This window comes from Dictyoglomus sp. SSW, assembly GCF_055181335.1.
The window spans coordinates 1,005,209-1,019,972 of the sequence record NZ_CM143705.1 but is presented as its reverse complement, the minus strand read 5'-3'; the positions used below and the strand labels follow the sequence as shown (position 1 = coordinate 1,019,972).

Annotated in this window: 14 protein-coding genes; 1 reads left to right on the top strand and 13 read right to left on the bottom strand. The window is 32.7% G+C overall.

Annotation, left to right across the window (positions count from 1 at the left end; genetic code table 11):
- The first annotated feature begins 2 nt into the window (after positions 1 to 2).
- Positions 3 to 722, top strand: a complete 720-nt coding sequence (locus ACY3JM_RS04765; RefSeq protein ID WP_463082334.1) for a LolA family protein — start codon at positions 3 to 5, stop codon at positions 720 to 722.
- On the opposite strand, the gene ACY3JM_RS04760 is transcribed toward ACY3JM_RS04765, so the two are convergent.
- From ACY3JM_RS04760 to ACY3JM_RS04700, 13 genes are all read right to left on the bottom strand, one after another.
- A complete protein-coding gene (locus ACY3JM_RS04760; RefSeq protein ID WP_463111088.1) occupies positions 703 to 1,653 on the bottom strand; it encodes an ROK family protein in 951 nt (316 codons plus the stop codon). The two genes, ACY3JM_RS04765 and ACY3JM_RS04760, sit on opposite strands and share 20 nt — an antisense overlap.
- Positions 1,616 to 2,101, bottom strand: a complete 486-nt coding sequence (locus tag ACY3JM_RS04755; RefSeq protein ID WP_463082336.1) for a methylated-DNA--[protein]-cysteine S-methyltransferase — start codon at positions 2,099 to 2,101, stop codon at positions 1,616 to 1,618. Before ACY3JM_RS04755 ends, ACY3JM_RS04760 begins: the two co-directional genes overlap by 38 nt.
- A complete protein-coding gene (uvrA, locus tag ACY3JM_RS04750; protein WP_463111087.1) occupies positions 2,076 to 4,925 on the bottom strand; it encodes an excinuclease ABC subunit UvrA in 2,850 nt (949 codons plus the stop codon). Before uvrA ends, ACY3JM_RS04755 begins: the two co-directional genes overlap by 26 nt.
- Positions 4,922 to 6,910: an excinuclease ABC subunit UvrB gene (uvrB, locus tag ACY3JM_RS04745; RefSeq protein WP_463111086.1), complete on the bottom strand. Its 1,989-nt coding sequence runs from the start codon at positions 6,908 to 6,910 to the stop codon at positions 4,922 to 4,924. The genes uvrA and uvrB overlap by 4 nt, the downstream gene beginning before the upstream one ends.
- 3 nt (positions 6,911 to 6,913) lie before the next feature.
- Entirely contained in the window at positions 6,914 to 7,522 is a 609-nt protein-coding gene (gene coaE, locus ACY3JM_RS04740) for a dephospho-CoA kinase (protein WP_463111085.1), read from the bottom strand.
- Positions 7,519 to 10,089 (bottom strand): DNA polymerase I, encoded by a 2,571-nt coding sequence (gene polA / locus ACY3JM_RS04735; protein WP_463082340.1) that lies wholly within the window; start codon positions 10,087 to 10,089, stop codon positions 7,519 to 7,521. Before polA ends, coaE begins: the two co-directional genes overlap by 4 nt.
- A gap of 4 nt (positions 10,090 to 10,093) precedes the next feature.
- Positions 10,094 to 10,780: a RadC family protein gene (gene radC / locus ACY3JM_RS04730; protein ID WP_463111084.1), complete on the bottom strand. Its 687-nt coding sequence runs from the start codon at positions 10,778 to 10,780 to the stop codon at positions 10,094 to 10,096.
- Positions 10,761 to 11,180 (bottom strand): DUF47 family protein, encoded by a 420-nt coding sequence (locus tag ACY3JM_RS04725; protein WP_463082342.1) that lies wholly within the window; start codon positions 11,178 to 11,180, stop codon positions 10,761 to 10,763. The genes radC and ACY3JM_RS04725 overlap by 20 nt, the downstream gene beginning before the upstream one ends.
- 1 nt (position 11,181) lies before the next feature.
- Positions 11,182 to 11,613, bottom strand: a complete 432-nt coding sequence (locus ACY3JM_RS04720) for a prepilin-type N-terminal cleavage/methylation domain-containing protein (RefSeq protein WP_463082343.1) — start codon at positions 11,611 to 11,613, stop codon at positions 11,182 to 11,184.
- An 86-nt stretch (positions 11,614 to 11,699) separates the two neighbouring features.
- Positions 11,700 to 12,128, bottom strand: a complete 429-nt coding sequence (locus tag ACY3JM_RS04715) for a type II secretion system protein (RefSeq protein WP_463082344.1) — start codon at positions 12,126 to 12,128, stop codon at positions 11,700 to 11,702.
- A gap of 183 nt (positions 12,129 to 12,311) precedes the next feature.
- Positions 12,312 to 12,740: a type II secretion system protein gene (locus ACY3JM_RS04710; RefSeq protein ID WP_463082345.1), complete on the bottom strand. Its 429-nt coding sequence runs from the start codon at positions 12,738 to 12,740 to the stop codon at positions 12,312 to 12,314.
- 89 nt (positions 12,741 to 12,829) lie between these two features.
- On the bottom strand, positions 12,830 to 13,537 hold the full coding sequence (locus tag ACY3JM_RS04705; RefSeq protein ID WP_463082346.1) for a sigma-70 family RNA polymerase sigma factor: 708 nt from the start codon (positions 13,535 to 13,537) through the stop codon (positions 12,830 to 12,832).
- Positions 13,534 to 14,763, bottom strand: coding sequence for a type II secretion system F family protein (locus ACY3JM_RS04700; RefSeq protein ID WP_463082347.1), 1,230 nt, complete (start codon positions 14,761 to 14,763; stop codon positions 13,534 to 13,536). Before ACY3JM_RS04700 ends, ACY3JM_RS04705 begins: the two co-directional genes overlap by 4 nt.
- Position 14,764 lies beyond the last annotated feature (1 nt).

The following is a 14,764-nucleotide window of genomic DNA, read 5'->3' as shown; positions in this document are numbered from 1 at the left end:
AGATGAAAAAGATTCTAAATTTAGTACTAATTTTTTCTCTCTTTCTTTCCTTTGTATATACTCAAACTCCTGATTCTATTCTCAAAGAAATAGAGAATAAATGGAACTCAGCAAAAGATATAAGTATGAAAATGACAATGACGGTTTATTCTTATTCCAGCAAAGGAGAAAGCCTTCCCACAAAGATGTCGATGGAGATTAAGGCAATAAAAAACCCATCTATTTTAAGAATAGATTTTACAGAACCAGCACTTCTGGCTGGACAGATATTTTTGATTGATGCTGAAAAACAAATAACAAAAATGTATTCACCTTCCACTAAGCAAATTATTGAAGCTCCTTACACTGTAACCCAAACCTCTACTATTTCTTTTTCCTCTATTCCTATGATTGGCTCTAGTGAAGACTTTTCATTAAAGTTAGAGGAAGTTACTGAAAAAAATCAAAAATTATATAAGATTACAGGAATTCCTCAAAAACCAGAATTAAAAGCCAATTATTCATATTTAGAATTTTTTATAACAAAGGATTATATACCCTTAAGATTAAAGGTTTATGATGTACAAAATAGGCCATATATAGAAATATTGTGGTCAGAAGTAAAAATTAATTCAAATTTATCTCCTAACACTCTAAGAACATTACCTCAAGGCAAGATTATAAAACAAAAAGAGCCATTAAATATGACCACACCTATTCCCTTTATGTCGCCTTCAAAGTAATCTCATGAAGTGCTACTGAAAAAGCTCCATATAGACCTACATCTTCTCCAAGTTGGGCAGGGACAATTTCAACCATATCTACAGGAACCAAAAAGACTCTCTGCCCAACTATTTCTTTTATTTTAAGAATGACATCCTCTCCTGAAAGACCTACGCTTCCCCCAATTATTATCCTTTGAGGAGAAAGAATCGTGATAATATTACCTATCCCAATACCTAAATATTCCATTGCCTGATTCCAGATATATGTTGCTACCTTATCTCCTAACAACATAGCAGACCTTACATGTTTTGCAGTAATTTCTTCCTTCTTACTCCAATCTAAAAGTATAGTATCTTCCCCTCTTTCTATAGCCTCTTTAGCCCTCTTTGCTATAGCAGTTCCAGAGGCAAGAGCTTCTAAACATCCTTTATTACCACAATTACATAATGGGCCATCAGGTAGAATGGTCTGATGCCCTACTTCTCCAGCACTATCTCTCCTACCATGCAAAATTTTTCCATCTATAATAATTCCTCCCCCTATCCCTGTACTTACAGTCACATAAACTAAATCTTTTACTCCTTTTCCAGCCCCAAAATAATATTCTCCCAGACAAGCTGCGTTAGCATCATTATCCATATAAACAGGAATTTTGAAAGCTTCTTCCAAATCTTTTTTTAAAGGTACTCCATTCCATCCTGGAAGATTAGGAGGTGAATATATTTCTCCTTTAATTCTATCTAATGGACCTGCTGTTCCTATTCCCATGGCTATTACATCTGGAGTTAAAAACTTTTCTATATTTTCTACCATTTCTTCCAATATCTTTTGATAACCCCTCTCAGGTCTTGTTGGAAATACAACTTTCTCTTCCAAAATTCCTTCTTCCTTAAATCTTCCTAATGCAATCTTAGTCCCACCAATGTCTACAGCTATATACTTTCTCATTTTCTATCGTCACTCCTTCCATTCTAAGAAGCCATATTTTTAAATCTTTTCCAAAGGAGAAATTACCTATATTTCCATCCTTCCTAACAACCCTATGGCATGGGATCACAATCAAAAAAGGATTCATTCTTAATGCATTACCTACAGCTCTACTTAAATTTTTATTTCCTAATTCTATAGCAATACTTCCGTAATTTGTAATTCTTCCATAAGGTAAATTTCTAAGTAATTGGTATACTTTCACAAAAAATCCGGGAATATACTTCATATCAAGTTTGAGATCTTTAAAATCTACCATCTTACCAGAAAAATAATCTAAAAATAAATCCTTTCCTGGAAAATCCTTCTCAATTTCCTCTTTAAAACTAAAATATATTTTTGTAATGACTCCCTTTTCAAACTCTACTACTAAAAATTTATTATTATCTATTCTTAAAGCTCCTTTCACTCACTTCCTCCTTTAAATTCAAAATCCTTTTTAAAAATTGTCCTGTGTATGACCTATCATTCATAGCTACATCTTCAGGAGTACCCTCTGCTACAATCTCACCACCCCTATCTCCTCCTTCAGGACCTAAATCAATAATATAATCTGCTGTTTTTATCACATCCAGATTATGCTCTATAACAAGTACAGTATTTCCAGCATTCACTAATCGATGAAGCAGATTTAATAATTTTTCTACATCAGCAAAATGTAATCCTGTTGTTGGTTCATCTAAAATATAAAAAGTCCTACCTGTACTTTTTCTTGAAAGTTCTGCTGCAAGCTTGATTCTTTGAGCCTCTCCTCCTGAAAGAGTAGTAGCAGGCTGTCCCAATTTTATATATCCTAATCCAACATCATACAATGTTTCCAGCTTTCTTCGAATAGATGGAAAGTTTTCAAAGAATTCCAAGGCTTCTTCTACACTCATATCTAATACATCTGCAATATTTTTACCTTTATAATTTATTTCTAAGGTCTCACTATTATATCTTTTCCCTTTACATACTTCACATGGAACATAAATATCAGGTAAAAAGTGCATTTCTACTTTTACCATACCTTCCCCTTTGCACGCTTCGCATCTTCCACCCTTCACATTAAAGCTAAATCTTCCAGCTTTATATCCTCTCATTTTAGCCTCTGGTAATTGGGCAAAAAGTTCTCTTATTTCCGTAAAAACATTAGTATAGGTAGCTGGATTAGATCTCGGAGTTCTCCCTATAGGAGATTGATCAATGACAATAACCTTATCTATATATTCGGTACCTTTTATTTCCTCATAATACTCGCTTCTTACCTTCTTTCCATGTAATGCTTTCTGAAGAGCAGGATATATAATCTCTTCCACAAGAGTACTCTTTCCAGAGCCCGATACACCAGTAAGGCATACAAAGGCATTTAGTGGAATTTTAACATCTATATTTTTTAAGTTTCTTGCCTTAGCCCCTTTAATTTCTAACCATCTTCCACCTATATTCCTTCTCCTTACAGGAATAGGAATTTTTCTCTCACCCCTAAGATATTGGGCTGTTAAGGATTCAGGATGTTTTATTACCTCATTTAAAGGACCAGCAACAACAATTTGTCCCCCTTTTTCTCCAGCTCCTGGCCCTATATCTACAATAAAATCTGCGGATCTGATTATTTCTTCATCATGTTCTACAACGATTACTGTATTTCCAAGATCTCTAAGATTTTTTAGATTCTTTATTAATCTCTCATTATCTCTTGGATGTAATCCTATACTTGGTTCATCAAGGACATATATAACTCCTACAAGTCCTGACCCAATTTGAGTAGCAAGCCTAACTCTTTGAGATTCTCCTCCAGATAATGTAGATGCAGATCTATCAAGAGTTAAATAATCTACACCTACCTCTATTAAAAAATTTACCCTTTGAATTATCTCTTTCAATATGGGTGATGCAATAATTCTTTCTCTATCAGATAAGGAAAGATTCATAAGAAAATCCTTTAATTCCACAAGAGTTAAAGAAGAAACATCAGCTATATTTTTACTCCCTACAAATACTGATAGAGCTTCTTTCCTTAATCTCTTTCCCCCACATTCACTACAGGGGGAAAAAACCATAAATCTCTCATAGAAGTTTTTAACATCCTCAGATTCTGTCTCTTCATATCTTTTCATAAATATATTTATTAAACCCTCAAAATGTCTATATCCATAAATATCCCAGTCGGGAAAATTTACTTCTACCGCAAAAGGTACACCATATAAAAGAGATTTTAGTTGATTTTCTGTAAAAAATTTAAGGGGAGTATCAAGATTAAAACCAAGCCTCTTTCCAATATTGGCCAGTAGAATTTTATAATAAGGAGATATTTCCTTTCCCCAAGGGATAATTGCCCCTTCTGATATAGATTTTTCATAATCCAAAATCAAATCTGGATCAAATTCTTTTTTACCTCCAAGTCCAGAGCATACAGGACAAGCTCCATATGGACTATTAAAAGAGAAAAATCTTGGAGTTATCTCCCCAAAACTAAAACCACATATTGGACAAGCATAATTTTCACTGAAAATGTGTTCTTCCACTTTATCTCCCACATATTTTTCCACAATTAATAATCCTTCACTAAGTTTTAAGGCCAATTCTACCGAATCAGATAATCTTGTCTTTATATCAGGTTTCACTATTAATCTATCTATGATCACAGAAATATCATGTTTTTTATTCTTATCAAGTTCTATTTCATCTTCTAAGGAATAGAGCTCACCATCTATTTTTACTCTTAAAAATCCTTCTTTTCTTAAATTCTCCAATAACTTCTTATACTCTCCTTTTCTTCCCCTTACCACAGGAGAAAGGATTTGAATCCTTGTTCCCTCTTCCCAAGAAAGAATCTTTTCCACTATTTCCTGGGAGGTTTGGGCAGAGATTTCAATACCGCAATTGGGACAATAGGGTCTTCCAATATTAGCAAAAAGAAGTCTTAAATAATCATATATCTCGGTAACTGTACCTACCGTAGATCGAGGATTTTTTATCACTGTTTTTTGATCTATAGAGATAGCGGGTGAAAGACCTTCTATAATATCCACATCAGGCTTATTTAACTGTCCTAAAAACTGTCTTGCATAAGTAGAAAGAGATTCTACATATCTCCTTTGCCCCTCAGCATATATGGTATCAAAGGCAAGTGAAGATTTACCAGAGCCACTTATCCCGGTAAATACAATAAGTTTGTTTCTGGGGATATCTAAATTTATATTCTTTAAGTTATGCTCTCTTGCTCCCCTAATCTTTATATAATCACTCATAATTTTGTCTTTTTCTTTAATTCATTCTTTAATTCTTTTATTTGATCCCTTAAATATGCCGCTCTCTCAAAATCAAGTTCCGCAGCAGCAGAATACATCTCCTTTTCAAGCCGCTTTATAACCTCTCCTATCTCATCTATAGATAGATTTTTAGATACAGCTTTGTAATCTGCTTTTTTCTCACTAACTGCCTCAACAAAATCAAAAACTTCTTTCACAGATTTTTGAATACTTCTTGGAACTATTCCATGAGCTTTATTATATTCCATTTGAATTCTTCTTCTTCTCTCCGTCTCTTCAATAGCCCTTCTCATAGAATCGGTTATAGTATCTGCATACATAATTACTTTACCATTGACGTTTCTTGCTGCTCTTCCCATCACTTGAATAAGAGATCTTTCTGATCTTAAAAACCCTTCTCTGTCAGCATCTAAAATTGCTACCAATGAGACCTCGGGTAGATCTAACCCCTCCCTAAGAAGATTTATCCCTACTAGTACATCAAATTTTCCCAATCTCAGATCCTGTAAAATTCCTGTTCTTTCTAAGGTTTCTATTTCTGAATGCAGATAGGTTACTCTTATACCAAGATTAGATAGATATTCTGCCAGATCCTCAGCTGTTCTTTTTGTTAATGTAGTTACAAGAACCCTTTCTCCTCTTGAAACTGCCTCTTTTATCTTTGAAATTAAATGCTCAATCTGACCCTCCGTTGGATGTACCTCAATTTCAGGATCAAGTAATCCTGTAGGTCTGATAAGTTGCTCTACTATCTGTTCTGAAATACTAAGCTCAAAATCTGCAGGTGTTGCAGAAACAAAGATCTCTTGTGGAACCCTTTCCCAAAATTCTTCAAAAGTCAAAGGACGATTATCATAAGCTGAAGGAAGTCTAAATCCATATTCTACTAAATTATCCTTTCTTGATTTGTCACCATGATACATAGCTCTAAGTTGAGGAATAGTTAGATGAGATTCATCAATAAATACTAAAAAATCCTCAGGAAAATAATCCAGAAGGGTATAAGGAGGATCACCAGGTTTTCTACCATCAAAATGTCTTGAATAATTTTCTATTCCCTTACAATAACCTACCTCTTTTAATAGTTCTAAATCATAAAGGGTTCTCGCTTCTAATCTTTTTGCTTCAAGAAACTTTCCTTGAGATCTAAGCTCCTCAAGCCTTTCTTCCAATTCTTTTCTAATAGATTCTATAGCCCTTTCTAGTTTCTCCGTAGGAGCAATATAATGGGTGGCAGGATAAATAAAGGTGCTTTTTAAATCACAATTTCTTTTACCACTTATGGGATCAACCTCTGATATTCTTTCTATGATATCACCCCAATATTCTACTCTAATCGCAGTTTCTCCTCCTATAGGAAATATCTCTACTAAGTCTCCCCTAACTCTAAACTTTCCTCTTGTAAATTCATAATCATTTCTTTCATATTGTAATTTTATAAGTTTTCTTAAAAGTACTTCCCGAGGTATCTCATCACCCTCTTTAATCATAAATATCATCTGTTCATAATCTTCAGGAGAGCCCAAACCATATATACAAGATACACTTGCAACCACAATAACATCTCTTCTTGAAAGAAGACTACTTGTAGTACTATGTCTTAACCTATCAATTCTATCGTTTATATCTGCATCCTTTTCTATATAAGTATCAGTTTGAGGAATATAGGCCTCAGGTTGATAATAGTCATAATAACTTACAAAATACTCTACAGCATTATATGGAAAAAATTCTTTAAACTCACTATATAGTTGGGCTGCAAGGGTCTTATTAGGAGCAATTACCAGAGTAGGTTTTTGTACATTAGCTATCACATTTGCCATAGTAAAAGTCTTACCTGAACCAGTAACCCCTATAAGGGTCTGGTATCTCAGGCCTCTTTTAACACCTTCGGTAAGCTTCTCTATAGCCTGAGGTTGATCTCCACAGGGTTTAAATTCAGATACTAGTATAAAACCATTCATAATTTACTCCAAATTCTTATTATATAACATCCTATATAAGTATGAAATTCTATCCAAAACCTGCTTTTTAGTATATTCCTTATCTTTATCATTATAAACAATGAAATGAGCTTTTTTAATTTTTTCTTCTAAAGGCATCTGAGATTTTATTCTTTTTATAGCTTCCTCCCACGATATCCTATCTCTATCTATGATCCTTTGTATTTGGATATCAAGAGGCACATAAACTACCCATATTTCATTAAACCAATTCTCTATACCCACCTCAAAAAGTAAAGGAACTTCTACAGCAATTATTGGTTTCTCTTTTAATTCTTCCATTTTCTTTATAATCTCTTTTAATACAGGGGGATGAAATATACTGTTTAATTTTAATCTTGCAGATTCATCATTAAAGATAATATCAGCAAGTTTTTTTCTATTTAAATTTTCACCTTCAAAAACTTCATTTCCAAAAGTCACTCTTATTTTTTCAAGATAATATGGATCTTTTTGGAGATCTTTCACAATATCATCAGCACTAATAACAGGAATACCTAAATCCCTCAAAATTCCAAGGACTAAAGATTTACCAGATGCAATTCCTCCTGTAATTCCAATCTTATAACTCATTTTAATTCAGCAAGGTTTTTACCAACTGAAATTTCCACCACAAGAGGAACCAGGAGCTTAACTATATTCTCCATTTTTTCTTTAGCCATCTTAGGCACTATTTCCATCTCATCTTCAGGTACCTCTAAAATCAACTCATCATGAATCTGAAGGATGAGTCTTGATTTATAATTCCTTTGCTTTATTTCATTAAAAATATCAATCATGGCAAGTTTAATTATATCAGCAGCAGTGCCCTGTATAGGAGCATTAATAGCAATTCTTTCATAAAGACTTCTTACCTGCTTATTTATACTTTTAATTTCAGGAATATATCTTTTTCTTCCAAAAATGGTTTTAACATAAGCCTTTTCTCTCGCCTCATAAAGAACCTTATCTATATATCTTTTTACATAAGGATAATGTTTAAAATATGTATCTATAAATTTTTCGGCCTCTTCAGGGAGAATTCCGGCTGTTTCTGATAATCCAAAAGCAGAAATACCATATATAACTCCAAAATTTACAGCTTTAGCACGTGATCTTAAAAGATCATCTACCTTATCCTCTGGCACACCAAATATTTCAGAAGCAGTTTTCCTATGAATATCTTCCCCTTTTTGAAATGAGGATATTAACTTAGGTTCTTGAGATAAATGGGCCATAATGCGAAGTTCTATTTGAGAATAATCTAAAGAAACAAAGTAATATCCTTCTTCAGAAATAAAAGCTGATCTAATTTTTCTTCCTTCTTCGCTCTTTACTGGAATATTTTGAAGATTAGGCTCACTACTACTTATTCTACCCGTAGCAGTACCTGTTGGATTAAATTTAGTATGAACCCTACCTGTTATAGGATTAACCAGATTGGGGATAGTATCTATATAAGTGCTTTTTAATTTGTATAATTCTCTATATTCTAAAATTTTCCTCACGATAGGATGAGTATTTATCAAATTCTGGAGAATAGAAGAAGAGGTTGAATATCCTTTCTTACCTTTCTTTCCCGTAGGAAGCTTTAACCTATCAAATAAAACTCCAGAAAGCTGTTTGGGAGAATTAAGATTAAATCTCATTCCTGCCAATGAATAAATATCCTCTTCTATCTTTTTAATTCTCCCACAGAACTCTTCAGAAAGCCTTCTTAAATAATCTATATCAACCTTTATTCCCCATCTTTCCATAGAATGTAAAACGGGAATCAAAGGAATTTCAATTTCATATAACACCTTCTCCAATTCTTCCTCTTCAATTCTTTTTTCAAGGATCCTCTTTAGATCAAATAAATATCCTGCAAATTTTTGAGGGATAAAATTAGTTTTACCAAGATACTCTCCTATAAGAATATCTAAAGAATGATTTTGTCTCTCAGGATTTAAAAGATAAGATGCAATACTCACATCAAAAACATTACCTGATATATTACCTTCAAAAAAATGCAGATCTCTCTGAACATACGAGCCTATTTTTTCTACCTCATTTGATATAAGAACTTTTTCAAATTTAGATCTTATATCATTATTAAAATCAAAAGATGTTATAAAATACCCTTCCCCCTCTCTAAAAGATATGGATATACCTTCTAAAGCTTTTTCCCCAAGACATTTAAAAGCAATTTTCTTCTCTCTTTTAGCAATATCCTCTAAATCAAAATCTATATCCTTAAATTCTATATTCTCTTCATCTTGAAGATCTGGAAATAACTTTTGAATAATACTTTTTAACTCATACTTTTTAAGAAACTCAACTACTTTCTCTTCCCTTTTTATTTCAAAAGGTTTAAGTTCAAAATTTTTACCAATATCTTTAAGAGTAACAAGCTCCATGTTCCTTTCAATAAGTTCCCAATTATCCTCTAATACCCTCCTAATATCGCTATCAATCATAGGTAAATTTATTTTTAGTTCTTCTATATTTGAAATCTTTTCTAAAATTTTTGTGGCCTTTTTAGGTCCTATCCCTGGCAATCCCGGAATATTATCCGATTCATCTCCTACAAGAACTTTATACAAAGGTATTTTATATGGCTCAATTCCATATCTCTCTTTAACTTTTTGAGGATCATATATGATAAATTCTGTTATACCCTTCTGGGGGTGAATAAGATAACAATTATCAGAAATCAACTGAATTAGGTCCAAATCTCCAGATAAAATATATTTCAAAGATCTTTCATTTCTCTTTACAATTGTAGCTATAACATCATCAGCTTCGTATCCAGGCTCTTCTAAAATTGGTAGATTATTAATTCTCAAAAATTCTCTAATCCACGGAATTTGTGCTTTCAAATCGTCCTTCATAGGGGGTCTTTTAGCTTTATACTCTTTATAAATAAAATGCCTAAAAGTTGGCTCTGGTCTATCAAAAGCTATACCAATAAGATTTGGCTTAAAATCCTCAACAGCTTTTAAAAGAATCCTTATAAAACCATAGAGAGCATTAGTAATTTCTCCATTTTTTGTTTTTAAAGGAGGTAGAGCATAATAAACCCTATAAATGATACTTGAAGCATCAATTAAAAGAATTCTATCTTCTATGGTTTTTCTCTTATCCTCTTGAAATAGATCCCAAAGAGATTTTTGCTCCATGATATTAGAAATAATTTTTGGCTTTTAAGCTTAAATAGCTATCATTGTATATTATAAGGTGATCTAAAATCTCAAGTCCAATAATTTTTCCCGCCTCAGCAATCCTTTTTGTAAAAATTATATCATCTTCACTGGGAGAAATATCACCAGAGGGATGATTATGAGCTAATATAATTTTGGCCGAATTTTCCTGAAGAGCATATTTTAATATTTCTCTCGGAGTTGCATATACCAAATTCAGATTACCTTTTGCAATCAATATTTTATTAAGACAACGATTTTTAACATCCAAATATGCACAAAAAAGATGCTCCTCTTTTAAATCCCAAAAATCATTTTTAAAGAGATTAAAGGCATCTTCAGGTTTAGTTATACTTTCATTAAAAAAGTTCTTCTTCTCTGAATATATCCTTCTTCCAAGCTCTATACTCGCCTTTATTTGAATAGCCTTTGTAATACCAACTCCAGGATATTTTATTAACTCTCCTATTCCAACCTCTGAAATCTTTTTTAAATTTCCAAAATCAATTAAAAGTTTCTGAGATAGCTCATATACTGTATTATTCTTATCCCCTGTCCTCAATATAATGGCAAGAAGTTCTGCATCCGAAAGAGCTTTCTCGCCATAGTTTAATAACCTTTCTCTCGGTCTTTCCAATGGGGGAAGATCTTTAATCTTTCTTTTCTTCATCTTTTAATGTAGGAATTTTTTCCACATCTTCAGGCTCAAGTTTTTCTTCTTCGGCAATTTTCTTGATTTCCTTTTGCTTCTCAATTATGGTACTTTCAATTTTTTCAACCTCTTTTAAAAGATCCTCAAATTTATCATTTTTAATCTCTTCTCCCTTTTTGTGAAGATCATAAAGTCTTTCCCCAAGCTTTCTAAAAATATCATTCCTATTTAATTCGAGAGAGACTATTTCCGCCTTCAATTTACCAATCTTAGCAAGCTTTGCTGATTCCTTTCCCAGGGTCTTTGCCATATCTGATATTGTATCTCCTGCTTTTTTAGCTACCTCTCCTGCCTTTTGAGCAAGATCTGATATTTGTGGTTTTAAATTTTCCCATAGTTTTTTCCAACGGTCCTCCATCTCAGTTACCCCCTTTTATCACAATTTTATTTGAGAGCAATATAAGCCTCTTTATATTATACCTGTCCCATACCGTTAATGTATAGGCATTTTCCAAAGGATCGTATGTATAGGTAATTCTATAATAGCTGTTGTTTTCATCAGAATAAGGTTGATCATTATAAGGATTTGCTGGAAGATTTCCTCCAGGAAGAAATTTTTTTATTTTTTCTCTTAACTCGTTTAATCCACTTGCCAAAGGATAACTCCCTTCATTTTCCGTAGCATACATTTCTAAGGACATTTGAATTACTTTTAATGCTTGAGTTGCCACACTTTCTCTTGTCTTTTCCAAAGCCCTGTAATAACTTCCTATTCCTACACTAAAAAGTATAGCTATGACAACAATAACTATCATAATCTCAATAAGAGTAAATCCCCTATCTTTTCTCATGATAGTTCTTCACCTCTTTTAAAGTTAAAAAAAGGGGGCAAGATATGATATCTTGCCCCCTTTAAAGATTATATCAGCCAATATTTTTACTTAATTGTACCAGCACTTGAGACTGATATTACAACCTTAGTATTATCTTTACCATATCCTGTGATAGTATAAGCTGTATTATCAGAAGTAACAGAATAAACAATCTTGTATGCAGACTCTCCACTATCATTGCTACTTTCTGTGAAATTATAAGGCTGATTTGTTGCTGGATTGTTTGGGAATTTTCCACCTGGTAAGTAGTTACCTTGTGTTAGAGAGTAAACAAAAGAAGGATAATAACCATTGTTGTCTGTCGCATACATCTCAAGAGCTGTTTGAATAGTTTTTACTGCAGATCTTACTGCAGACTCTCTTGCTCTTTCTGTTGCTCCCATAAAGTTTGGTAATGCTACCGCGGCTAAAATGGCAATGATCACAATAACTACCATCAACTCAATTAATGTAAAACCTCTCTCTTTACGCATAATCTAACCTCCTTTTTAATTAGTCTTTCTAACAAATATTATACCCTAAAAAAATTTTTTTATTCATAAAAAATAAGTTTTTTTAACAATATTTTTAATATTATTACAAATAAAAAATAAAGGGGGAACCATATATAAAGGACTGTTCCCCCTTTGTAATTATTGATTTTTAAACAATTAAGTCTACTTCATAGTACCAGCACTTGAGACTTGTATTACAATCTTAGTATTATTTTTACCATATCCTGTGATAGTATAGGATGTATTATCAGTAGAAACAGAATAAACAATCTTGTATGCAGACTCACCACTATCATTGCTATTTGATGTAAAGCCATAAGGTGCATTTGTTGCTGGATTGTTTGGAAACTTTCCACCTGGTAAGTAATTCCCTTGTGTTAATGAATAAATATAGGCAGGATAATAACCATTGTTGTCTGTTGCATATATTTCAAGAGCTGTTTGAATACTTTTTACTGCAGATCTTACTGCAGACTCCCTTGCCCTTTCTGTTGCTCCCATAAAGTTTGGTAATGCTACCGCGGCTAAAATGGCAATGATCACAATAACCACCATCAACTCAATTAATGTAAAACCTCTCTCTTTACGCATATTAATGTCCTCCTTCCCCCAATTTTACTTTCACTATAGATTATACCCTACTCTATTTATAAATTATGCATAAATTTACTTTAAAAAATTTAAAACATTTCTCTTAATCTTTTTAAAGCTATCTTCAAAAGCCTTGAAACTTGAGACTGAGATATTTTTAAAATCTTTGCTACTTCCATTTGAGTTAAATCTTGATAGAATATAAACTCAATAATTTTTCTTTGTATCTCTGGAAGTTTTGAGAGAGCCTGTTCAAGAGCAATTTTATCCTCTATAGGTAATTTAAAAGATTCTAATTTTTCTGCCCTAATCTTATCCATTTCAATTTCCATATCTTCCAAAGATATGGCCATTATAGATTCTTTTATCCTAAAAAGTTCCTCAACAGCTTCTTTTTTTACATTCAAATACTGAGCTATTTCTTCCGTAGTAGGAGATCTATTTTCCTTTTCCCATACCTCATTTATATACTTATCCATTTTATTGATTAATGTTTTTACGCTCCTTGGAATTTTTACCTTATCTATTTTATCTCTTAAATAATGTCTAATTTCACCCAATACAAAATGGGATATATAGGTAGATAATTCACCTTTTTCTGGATCATAATTCTCTATAGCTTTAAGAAATCCTAAATAGCCTATCTGCACTAAATCCTCTAATGGTTCACCATAAGATACAAACTTAGATGCCCAGTAATAAATGAGATCATCATATAGTTCAAGAAGAGCTTCTAAAGCCTTTTCATCCTTTTCCTTTTTATATCTTTCCCAGAGTATAATAGCAGAATTCTTCATTTTATGTATTGGAACATGGTAAATATAGGTAGATACAAAGCTATAAGCATACCACCTACTATTCCACCTATAACTACCATCATGAGAGGCTCAATTAAAGATGTTAAACTTTCAACAGCAGCAGCAACTTCAGCCTCGTAAAATTCAGCTATCTTATTCAACATAGTCTCTAAGGAACCCGATTCTTCTCCCACTGAGATCATATGTATTACCATTGTTGGAAACACTTTTGTCTCTTTAAGAACAGGAGCTATTCTCTCACCTTCTCTTACCCTTACTCTAACTAAATCAATGGCTTTCCTATAGACACTATTTCCTGCTGTTTGTCCTGCTAATTGAAGAGCTTGTAGTATGGGAACCCCTGTTCTTACTTGGGCAGAGAGGGTAGTTGCAAAATTAGCTATTGCTGTTTTTTGTATTAAACCGCCTAACACAGGTATTTTTAATAATATTTCATCTATTTTTTCTTTTATTTTAGGATTTTTCCATGCCCTAATAGCTGTCAAAACTAAAATCACAGTTGCCAAGAAAATAAGCAAGAAATTTTTCCTTATCATTTGGCTTAATCTAAGTAATACAGCTGTAGGTAAGGGCAACTGTGCACCCATACTTTCAAACATACCAGCAAAAATAGGCACCAAAAAAGTAAGCATTCCAAACCCTGCCCCTATAGCTATTATTAATACAATAACAGGATAGGTCATAGCTGATTTTATCTTTCTTCTTAATTCTTGCTGCTTTTCTAAGGTTATTGCCAATCTTTCTAAGGTCTCATCTAATGTTCCAGCTGATTCTGCAGCTCTTATCATATTTACATAAAGTGGAGAAAATACATTTGGAAAATTCCCAAAGGCATCAGATAAAGAACTTCCTTCGTCTACCATTTTTTGTACTTCTTTTAGTATTTGTCTCAAAGCTTTACTTTCACTTTGTTCTGATAATATATTCAAACAAGTAGAAAGAGAAAGACCTGCATTAATCATGGTAGCAAATTGTCGAGTAAAGATTGTAATATCTTTTAGTTTTACTTTTCCTCCTTTTTTTTCTTTTGGAGAAGTTAGGGAAAGAGTTAAAAAGGAGGATGTTCTTTTTTCTTCAATCCTAATAGGATATAAATTCATTCCTCTCAATTTCATAGCTAATTCTCTCATACTTTCTGCTTCTGATTCTCCAGTTACAAGCTCTCCCTTCATATTTCTTGCATGATAAACATATACCTTTGCCATC

Bases quoted from the DNA above. Each gene is read 5' to 3' on its own strand.
- ACY3JM_RS04765 (WP_463082334.1), top strand. From the start codon at position 3: ATGAAAAAGATTCTAAATTTAGTACTAATTTTTTCTCTCTTTCTTTCC.
- ACY3JM_RS04760 (WP_463111088.1), bottom strand. From the start codon at position 1,653: ATGAGAAAGTATATAGCTGTAGACATTGGTGGGACTAAGATTGCATTA.
- uvrA (WP_463111087.1), bottom strand. From the start codon at position 4,925: ATGAGTGATTATATAAAGATTAGGGGAGCAAGAGAGCATAACTTAAAG.
- uvrB (WP_463111086.1), bottom strand. From the start codon at position 6,910: ATGAATGGTTTTATACTAGTATCTGAATTTAAACCCTGTGGAGATCAA.
- coaE (WP_463111085.1), bottom strand. From the start codon at position 7,522: ATGAGTTATAAGATTGGAATTACAGGAGGAATTGCATCTGGTAAATCT.
- polA (WP_463082340.1), bottom strand. From the start codon at position 10,089: ATGGAGCAAAAATCTCTTTGGGATCTATTTCAAGAGGATAAGAGAAAA.
- radC (WP_463111084.1), bottom strand. From the start codon at position 10,780: ATGAAGAAAAGAAAGATTAAAGATCTTCCCCCATTGGAAAGACCGAGA.
- ACY3JM_RS04725 (WP_463082342.1), bottom strand. From the start codon at position 11,180: ATGGAGGACCGTTGGAAAAAACTATGGGAAAATTTAAAACCACAAATA.
- ACY3JM_RS04720 (WP_463082343.1), bottom strand. From the start codon at position 11,613: ATGAGAAAAGATAGGGGATTTACTCTTATTGAGATTATGATAGTTATT.
- ACY3JM_RS04715 (WP_463082344.1), bottom strand. From the start codon at position 12,128: ATGCGTAAAGAGAGAGGTTTTACATTAATTGAGTTGATGGTAGTTATT.
- ACY3JM_RS04710 (WP_463082345.1), bottom strand. From the start codon at position 12,740: ATGCGTAAAGAGAGAGGTTTTACATTAATTGAGTTGATGGTGGTTATT.
- ACY3JM_RS04705 (WP_463082346.1), bottom strand. From the start codon at position 13,537: ATGAAGAATTCTGCTATTATACTCTGGGAAAGATATAAAAAGGAAAAG.
- ACY3JM_RS04700 (WP_463082347.1), bottom strand. From the start codon at position 14,763: ATGGCAAAGGTATATGTTTATCATGCAAGAAATATGAAGGGAGAGCTT.